General features: G+C 64.2%; 7 protein-coding genes. 3 read left to right on the top strand and 4 right to left on the bottom strand.

From position 1 onward, the window contains the following. The first annotated feature begins 308 nt into the window (after nt 1–308). The 3 genes from ACLQI9_RS31735 (at nt 309) to ACLQI9_RS31725 (ending at nt 4,943) form a co-directional block, all read left to right on the top strand. The gene (locus ACLQI9_RS31735; protein WP_442383823.1) at nt 309–3,110 is read left to right on the top strand and encodes an aminotransferase class I/II-fold pyridoxal phosphate-dependent enzyme; all 2,802 of its coding nucleotides are present in this window, start codon (nt 309–311) and stop codon (nt 3,108–3,110) included. Nucleotides 3,111–3,180: 70 nt separating this feature from the next. Next, the gene (locus ACLQI9_RS31730) at nt 3,181–3,747 is read left to right on the top strand and encodes a TetR/AcrR family transcriptional regulator (protein ID WP_442383825.1); all 567 of its coding nucleotides are present in this window, start codon (nt 3,181–3,183) and stop codon (nt 3,745–3,747) included. A 32-nt stretch (nt 3,748–3,779) separates the two neighbouring features. Next, nucleotides 3,780–4,943 carry an acyl-CoA dehydrogenase family protein gene (locus ACLQI9_RS31725; protein WP_442383828.1) on the top strand — a complete coding sequence of 388 codons (1,164 nt, stop codon included), beginning with the start codon at nt 3,780–3,782 and terminating at the stop codon, nt 4,941–4,943. 94 nt (nt 4,944–5,037) lie between these two features. On the opposite strand, the gene ACLQI9_RS31720 is transcribed toward ACLQI9_RS31725, so the two are convergent. The 4 genes from ACLQI9_RS31720 to ACLQI9_RS31705 form a co-directional block, all read right to left on the bottom strand. Continuing rightward, nucleotides 5,038–5,577: a GNAT family N-acetyltransferase gene (locus ACLQI9_RS31720; RefSeq protein ID WP_442383830.1), complete on the bottom strand. Its 540-nt coding sequence runs from the start codon at nt 5,575–5,577 to the stop codon at nt 5,038–5,040. Further along, the gene (locus ACLQI9_RS31715) at nt 5,577–6,782 is read right to left on the bottom strand and encodes a serine hydrolase domain-containing protein (protein ID WP_442383838.1); all 1,206 of its coding nucleotides are present in this window, start codon (nt 6,780–6,782) and stop codon (nt 5,577–5,579) included. The genes ACLQI9_RS31720 and ACLQI9_RS31715 overlap by 1 nt, the downstream gene beginning before the upstream one ends. 59 nt (nt 6,783–6,841) lie before the next feature. Next, a complete protein-coding gene (locus ACLQI9_RS31710; RefSeq protein ID WP_442383832.1) occupies nt 6,842–7,636 on the bottom strand; it encodes a DUF6065 family protein in 795 nt (264 codons plus the stop codon). A gap of 138 nt (nt 7,637–7,774) precedes the next feature. Further along, nucleotides 7,775–8,321, bottom strand: a 547-nt coding sequence (locus ACLQI9_RS31705) for a DUF6065 family protein (RefSeq protein WP_442392786.1), incomplete at its 5' end; no start/stop codon positions are given.

The raw sequence follows: 8,321 nt of genomic DNA, 5'->3' as shown, positions 1-8,321 counted from the left end.
GGACCCCAACGCAAAGCACCGCCCACGCGGGCACCAGCAAACCAGGCCACCAATCAGTTGTCGCGGGCATCCGGCACATGAGGCAACGAATACCGTCGCGGGCATATTGACATGAGGCAACAGGCGGTATGTGCATTGCCCGCCTGAGCGAAAACGCGGCAGTCGCTTTCGGCGAAATCGCTCATAGGCGGGCAAACGGTGGGTTGCCTCCCCGCCGAGTCTGTGTGGCGGGTGTGGCATTACGGGCCTAGCCGGCCAGGGTCGACGAAATGGCCTCGCGCGGGTCCCAGGAGGGACACACTGGCGATATGGACCGCGACGGCAGGCGCCCGAGACGGCTTCGTGTGTCCGCGCTGGCGGCGGTCGCGAACCCGTCGTATTCGCGTATCGACACCTGGAATCTGCTCGACGACGCGTGCCATCAGCTCGCCGTGGTCGACCGTGCCGGGCTGGACACCAGCCACGAAGCGGCCAGGGCGAAACGCCTGATGAATCGTCTCAGTGCCTACGAGCGCTACTGGATCTATCCGGGCGCGGAGAATTTGGCGGCATTCCGCGAGTATCTCGACAACCTTGCCACGGTGAGCCTCGAGGAGAAGGTCTCGCTCGCGGTGCGGCTACTGTCCGAATACGGCGACCGCGCAGCGCTGTTCGACACGTCGACGTCGCTGGCCGATCAGGAGTTGGTGGCGCGGGCCAAAGAACAGCAGTTCTACACGGTTCTGCTCGCCGACGATTCCCCTCCCACCGCCCCCGAGGGCTTGGCGGAAAGTCTGCGCGCGTTGCGCGACCCCTCCGACGATATGCAGTTCGAGCTGTTGGTCGTGAGCAGCGTCGAGGACGCCATCACCGCGGTCGCGTTGAACGGGGAGATTCAAGCGGCGATCATCCGGCATGATATTCGGCTGCGGTCCCGGGACCGGGTGCCGTTGATGACGACCTTGCTCGGCGCCAACGACAAAGTGGTGGCCACCGACCGTACCCACGACTGGGTGGAATGCGGCGAGTGGATCCGCGAGCTGCGGCCACACATCGACCTTTACCTGCTCACCGACGAATCGATCGCTTCCGAGACAGAAGATGAGCCCAACGTCTACGACCGCACCTTTTACCGGCTCAACGACGTCACCGATCTGTACAGCACCGTGGTCGCCGGCATCCGGAACCGTTACTCCACACCGTTTTTCGATGCACTACGTGCCTACGCCGCGCGGCCGGCGGGCCAGTTTCACGCCCTTCCCATCGCACGTGGCGCCAGCATCTTCAACTCCAAGACACTGCACGACATGGGCGAGTTCTACGGCCGCAACATTTTCATGGCCGAGACCTCGACCACATCGGGCGGCCTTGACTCGCTGCTGGATCCGCACGGCAATATCCGGTCGGCGATGGACAAGGCCGCCAAAACCTGGAATGCCAACCAGACCTATTTCGTCACCAACGGGACGTCCACCGCGAACAAGATCGTCGTGCAGGCTCTCACCCGGCCCGGCGACATCGTGCTGATCGACCGCAATTGCCACAAGTCGCACCACTACGGCCTGGTCCTGGCCGGCGCGTACCCGCGGTATCTGGATGCCTACGAGCTGCAGCCGTTCGCGATCTACGGTGCCGTGCCGCTGAACACCATCAAGAAGGCGCTGCTCGATTTGGAGGCTGCCGGACAGCTGGGCCGGGTGCGCATGCTGCTGCTCACCAACTGCACGTTCGACGGCGTGGTCTACAACCCGCGGCGGGTGATGGAAGAGGTGCTGGCGATCAAGCCGGACATCTGCTTCCTGTGGGACGAGGCGTGGTACGCGTTCGCCACCGCGGTGCCGTGGGCGCGCCAGCGCACGGCGATGATCGCCGCCGAGCAACTCGAATCGATGTTGTCCTCTCCGGCCTACGCCCAGGAGTACCGGCAGTGGCGTGAGGAGATACAAGGGGTCGACCGCGCCCAGTGGAGCGAGCACCGGCTGCTTCCCGACCCCAGCCGTGCGCGGGTCCGCGTCTATGCCACGCATTCCACCCACAAGTCGCTCTCGGCGCTGCGGCAGGCGTCGATGGTTCATATCCGCGACCAGGATTTCAACGCGCTCACCCGCGATTCGTTCGGTGAGGCGTTTTTGACCCACACCTCGACGTCGCCGAACCAGCAACTACTGGCATCGCTGGATTTGGCGCGTCGGCAAGTCGATATCGAAGGGTTCCAGCTGGTCCGCAACGTCTATGACATGGCGCTGGTGTTCCGTCACCGCGTCCGCAAAGACCGCCTGATCAGCAAGTGGTTTCGCATTCTCGATGAGTCCGACCTGGTGCCCGACGAGTTCCGGCTATCCGCGGTCAGCTCTTACCGTCAGGTGCGGCAGGGTGTGCTGGCGGACTGGAACGAGGCGTGGCGGTCCGACCAATTCGTGCTCGACGCGACGCGGGTCACCTTGTACGTGGGTCAGACGGGCATGAACGGATACGACTTCAAGGAAAAGATCCTGATGGACCGGTTCGGCATCCAGATCAACAAGACCTCGATCAACAGTGTGCTGTTGATCTTCACGATCGGAGTCACCTGGTCGAGCGTGCACTACCTGCTCGACGTGTTGCGTCGGGTGGCGGCCGACTTTGACCGTAGCGAGTGCGCGGCCAGCCGGGACGATCGCGCGCTGCAACATCGCAGGGTTGAGGAGATCACCGAGGATCTACCGCCGCTGCCCGACTTCAGCGAATTCGACGGGGCGTTCCGACCCGACGACGCCTGCTCGTTCGGCGACATGCGCTCGGCGTTCTACGCCGGATACGAGGAGTCCGACCGCGAACACGTCATGGTTGGTGAGGCTGGGCGCCGGCTTGCCGAGGGAAAGACCTTGGTGTCCACCACTTTCGTCGTGCCCTACCCGCCCGGATTTCCGGTACTTGTTCCAGGCCAGGTGGTCTCCAAGGAAATCCTGTATTTCCTTGCTCAACTCGACGTCAAAGAAATCCACGGATACAACCCGGACCTCGGGTTGTCGGTGTTCACCGATGCCGCGCTGAAACGGATTACCGCGGCGCGCCGCGCGATCGCCGAGGTGAACGGACACGGCGACGCGCCGCAGCTCGATGTGGCGTCGACGCAATCCATTACCGGGTAGCAGCCGAAGCCCCGCTTATGCCCGGCGGGCGTTGGCTTGTGAGTCCGCGTAGTCGCTAGGCTTACCGCCCATGGCAACTTCGGGCGGTGCGGCCAATTCCCGGCTTTCCGTGGATGACTGGGTGCAAGAGGGCTTCCGCGTGCTCGCCGAGGACGGTGTGAAAGCCCTGACCCTCGGGCGGCTGTGCGCTCGCCTCGGGGTGACCAAGGGCAGCTTTTACTGGCATTTTAACGACATGCGGGCCTACCGCGAGGCGCTGATCGCCAATTGGGCTGCCGTTCGTGACGAAGACCGGGGGCATTTCGACGACCTGGCGAGTGAGCCTCCCCGGCAACGGTTGTCGCGGATGATGACCGCACTGGTCGGGCCGCGGCAGTGGATGTTGGAGCGCGCCATGCGGGAATGGGCGCGATCGGAGCCCACGGTCGCCGCCGCTGTGCGGGCATCCGACCGGAGGGTGGTCGCGGCCGTCCGAAAGGCGTTCCTCGACGAGGGCTTCGAGCCCGACCAGGCCGAGATGCGCGCCGGCGCCACGTTCGCCGCCGGCATCGGCTTCTTGCACCTCTCGGGTTCGCGGCCCAGCCCGCAGGCCGCCGGACGTCGCGAGGAGTTCCTCAAGGTGATGCTCCGGCATTGAGTCGCCTTGCCGGAGCTACCATACCAAAAGGTATGGTAGCGTCCCCGGGTGTAACGACGGTCGGATCCGCTTTCGTTGCGCGGTTGGCGGATCGCGCAGCAGAGGCGGAGAAGCTGCGCCGACTACCGAGCGCCACCGTTTACGATTATCGAGAATCCGGGCTGGCGCGGCTGTTGCTCCCGGCGCGTTACGGCGGGCGGCAGGCGGAGTTTCCCGAGATTTTCGATGTGGTGCGCCGGATGGCCCACGGCTGCGCCTCCAGCGCCTGGACGTTGGGGTTCTACACCCTGCATAACTGGATGCTCGCGCTGTTTTGTGAGCAGGCCCAGGACGAGGTATTCGCCGACGGGCCGGTGCTGTGCCCCGCGCCGCTCGCGCCGACCGGGCGAGGCACACCGGTCGACGGTGGCATCCGGTTGACCGGACGATGGTCCTGGGCGACCGGCGTCATGGACGCCGACTGGATCCTGGTCGGCGCCATTTGCGGGCCCGACGACGCGCCATATCCGGCCCTGGTGTTGCTGCCGTCAGCCGACATCCGCGTCGAGGACGTATGGCACACCGCTGGAATGTGCGCCACCGGCTCCAACGACGTCGTCGTCGACGACGTCTGGGTGCCCGGGCATCGCCTGATCACGGTGGCCGACATCTACAGCGGCACAACACCCGGCGCGGCGTTACACGACGCCGCGGTCTACCGGTGGCCGATGGTGCCCGCGTTGGCGCTGACCGCCGCGATGCCCGCGCTGGGTTCCGCCGAACTGGTCGTCGATCTCTTCGCCCAACGGCTCAGCGAAAGGGTGCTCGCGTATTCGGGTGCGGTGCAGAAGGATCAGCCCACAGCGCAGGTGCGTCTCGGCGGTGCGCGGGTGCGGCTGCGCGCGTTGCGCGAGCTGGCCCACGCCGCCGCGACAGACATTCAGGCCAGGGTGAGCAACGGAAAGCACGTCGGCCGTACCGTGCGCGCCGGTGTCCGCGCGGCCGCGGCGCATGTTGTGCATGAATCCCGTTCAGTCATTGCCGATTTGCTCGAGGCGGCCGGCGCCAGTGCGCAGTTCCTGGATAACCCGTTGCAGCGTGCCAAGCGAGACGTCGACGTCATTTCCGGGCATGTGGTGTTCGACTACGACGTCAGCCGCGAGCTCGCGGGAGCCCTGGAGATCGGCGCGAAAGTGTCGCCGTTCGCCATGATCTGAGGGGTCGCCTGCGCCGAGCGTGAAACCACGGCGAAAAGTGGGCCGAAAAACCCGCCACAGTTTCACGCTCGGCGCAGGCGCAGGCTCCACGGCCTCAGCGCAGCGCCTTGGCGTAGAGCAGACTGTCGCGTGGTTCGAGCCCGAGGTTGGGGTAGATCGTATGACGGGCCAAGCGACCTTCAAGCGTGAAGTCGGCTCGCTCCAACACGCGCACGGAAAGCTCGTTGTCGACATTGCAGGTAGCCCACACGCGGTAAACGTCGGGATCAGCGCGCAGGGTGGCCATCAGCATGTCGAGCGCTTCGGACATCAAACCCTTGCCCCACCAACGCCGACCGACGCAGTAACCGATTTCTGCGGCGTACGGCAGCGGGCGCCCGCAACTGATCATCCCGACGATCTCGTCGCTATGCTGCAGCACTATCACCCAGGTTCGCAGGTGTGCATCGACATTCATTCGTTCGGTGATCACTCGCCGCGTTACCGCCACATCGGGGTGTGGCGTCCAGAGCAGATACTTGGTGACCTGAGGGTCGCGGGCAACCCTTTGATACAGCGCGCCAGCGTCGTCGAGTACTGGCAGGCGCAATAGCAATCGCGGCCCCTCGATGCGCTCAGGTGTGAATTCGGCCATCACATGCCCAGCGCGCGATAGGTGCGGTGCACGAATTTCGGTTGCACCGCTTGCAACTTCGCGCGCGACGTATTGCCGGCGACCGCCGCGGCGGCATAGCCCGACAGGGTAGGCATGTTCTGGACCAGGTACAGCAGGATGAGGTCGGCCGCGGGATCGGCCTGCCACCACGTCCCGTATGCACCTGGCCAGCTGAACGTCCCGACACCACCCGGACCGAACAACGGCGCCGACTTCGCCGGATCGGTCACCACTGACAGGTTCAGCCCGAATCCGCGGCCGATCCAGAACGGCGCACCGAGGAAGGAATGCTGCTTCTGCTCGTCGGTGAGCCGATCGGTGCGCATCAACTGTGCCGACTCCTGGGACAGCACCCGCACACCATCTAATGTCCCGTCGCCCATCAGCATTTCGATGAACCGCAGGTAGTCGTCGGCGGTCGACCACAATCCGCCGCCCGCGTTGCAGAACGCCGGCGGTGACATGTGCGGTTGCCCCATCACGTCGTGTTGCAACCGATCCTGGTCGTCGAGCCGGTACATGGTCGCGGCGCGGCGGCGGCCCTCGACCGAGACGAAGAAACCGGTGTCAAACATGCCCAGCGGGTGCAGGATTCGCTCGTCGAGTACCTCATGAAACGGCTTGCCCTCGATCCGTGACACCAGTACGCCGATTACGTCGATGGCGTGGCTGTAGGTCAGCCGCTCGCCCGGCTGATGTACCAGCGGCAGCTCGGCCAGCGCGGCGAGCCAGGCGTCGGGTCCGCGCCCGAACGGCAGACGAACGTAGGCCCGCGATATCGGGCCGCCCACCGAGAACCCGTATGCGAGGCCACTGGTGTGGGTGAGCAGATCCTGGACCAGGATCGCCCGCTGCACCGGGTGTGTTCGATCCAGTGGTCCGCTGGGGTCGTCCAGTACCCGCACATCGGCGAACTCCGGCAGCCAGCGCACGATCGGGTCACGCAACGCCAGCTTGCCCTCGTCGACCAGGCTCATCGCCGCGGCGACCGTGACCGGTTTGGTCATCGAGGCAATGCGAAATAGCGTGTCGCGTTGCATCGGCAGTTTGGCGTCGATGTCGCGGTAGCCGATCTCGTTGACCTGCAACACGTGTCCGCGCTGCCACACCACCGTCACCGCACCGGCGAGCAGACCCGCATCGCAGGCTTCGCGAATGGAGGCCTGATTGCCGTCGAGATTCACCCGGATCAGGTTAGCTAGTGCCGTTGTGCCCGGACATGCCAGGTCCAAGCCCGGCAGCCCTATTGTCGCTTCTCATGTTGTGGCTGAACAAATGGACGAAGATGACGGCGAGTCCGGTGATCGTGCGCCCCGGCCTCGCCGTCGGCATGGCTGCCCCGCGCGTAGTCGCCTTGCCACGGCACTCGCTCTCCCGCGGCGGCGTCCGTCGCCACCTGGAGTTGCCCTATCTCATGACGTGAGCGAAGGAAGAACTCATGCTTGCGGTGCAGATCTTCATCAGACTCGATGTGCCTGAGCTCGGGGGCGAACTCCTCCAGCTCGGCTCGGCGCTGCGGAACAATCATGCAGATCGGCTCATCGACCTCGAATCGCACCGGCATCAGTTTGCGCGTGAATTTCCAGCTCATGCTGAAACTCGCGCTTGCCCAGTCGGTTTCGACTATGCCTTCTAGCGGAGAAACGGCGTCCTTCGGATAGTTCGCCGGCCCGCGGACCAACAGATCGTAGCCCGCCGGAGTGCGAAACAGCATCGGCAGATGCCAGGTCAGGATGCCGTTACCGAAATGGCTGAGGGGCAGGAACTGACCGGTGTCGCGCTTATCGGGTGCGATCATCACGTCCACGTCGTTTTCCTGACCGATCCAAGTAGCGGTGAACGCGCACGGATTGCGCAGCTCCCAGCCGCTTTGGTTGGCGATGAGCATCGGCAAACACCGATTAGGCCAACCTCGACGCGTCTCTGACATCTCTGACATCCAGGTCCGGCTAATCGGTGCCGGGCTGAACTGCGGCGCGTTATCACGGGTAATGAACCCGATCAGTGGCCGGGCCGGCCTGTTGGACTTGTCGCTCATCCGATCCTCGATTAGCGCCGTTGCGCGGACGTACCAGAACGCCATCTCGACTTGGTTGCCGTCGATCTCGCGGCGTCGGCTACGACACTATATGGTTGCGTCTATTCGAGCTCGGCCAGGTCCATCCCTTGCCGCTTATCATGTTGTTGCTGAAACAAATGAACGAAGATGACGGCGAGTCTGGTGATCCGGTGTCCCGGCCTCGCCGTCGGTGTGTCTGCCTCGCGTGTAGTCGCCTTGCCACTCCACTTGCTCTCCCGCGGCGACCCTCGCTATCTGCTCGATTTGCTTTGCCGCATCACGTGAGCGAAGAAAGAACTCATGCTTGCGCTGCAGATCTTCATCAGACTCGATGCGCCTGAGTTCGGGGGCGAACTCTTCCAGCTCGGCTCGGCGCTGCGGGACGATCATGCAGATCGGCTCGTCGACCTCGAATCGCACCGGCATCAGTTTGCGGGTGAGTTTCCAGCTCATGCTGAAACTCGCGCTTGCCCAGTCGGTTTCGACGATGCCCTCTAACGGAGAAATGGCGTCCTTCGGATAGTTCGCCGGTCCGCGGGCCAATAGGTTGTAGCCTTCCGGAGTGCGAAACAGGATCGGCAGACGCCAGGTCAGGATGCCGTTACCGAAATGGCTGACGGGCAGAAGCTGATCGGCGTCGTGCTTATCGGGTTGGATCATCACG

This window comes from Mycobacterium sp. (assembly GCF_052143115.1).
Lineage (GTDB): Bacteria > Actinomycetota > Actinomycetes > Mycobacteriales > Mycobacteriaceae > Mycobacterium.
Note: the sequence above shows the minus strand (reverse complement) of the source record. Positions and strands in the feature narration are given on the sequence as shown.

Excerpts from the sequence above, each read along its gene's own strand:
- ACLQI9_RS31735 (WP_442383823.1), top strand. The coding sequence starts at position 309 with ATGGACCGCGACGGCAGGCGCCCGAGACGGCTTCGTGTGTCCGCGCTG.
- ACLQI9_RS31730 (WP_442383825.1), top strand. The coding sequence starts at position 3,181 with ATGGCAACTTCGGGCGGTGCGGCCAATTCCCGGCTTTCCGTGGATGAC.
- ACLQI9_RS31725 (WP_442383828.1), top strand. The coding sequence starts at position 3,780 with ATGGTAGCGTCCCCGGGTGTAACGACGGTCGGATCCGCTTTCGTTGCG.
- ACLQI9_RS31720 (WP_442383830.1), bottom strand. The coding sequence starts at position 5,577 with ATGGCCGAATTCACACCTGAGCGCATCGAGGGGCCGCGATTGCTATTG.
- ACLQI9_RS31710 (WP_442383832.1), bottom strand. The coding sequence starts at position 7,636 with ATGAGCGACAAGTCCAACAGGCCGGCCCGGCCACTGATCGGGTTCATT.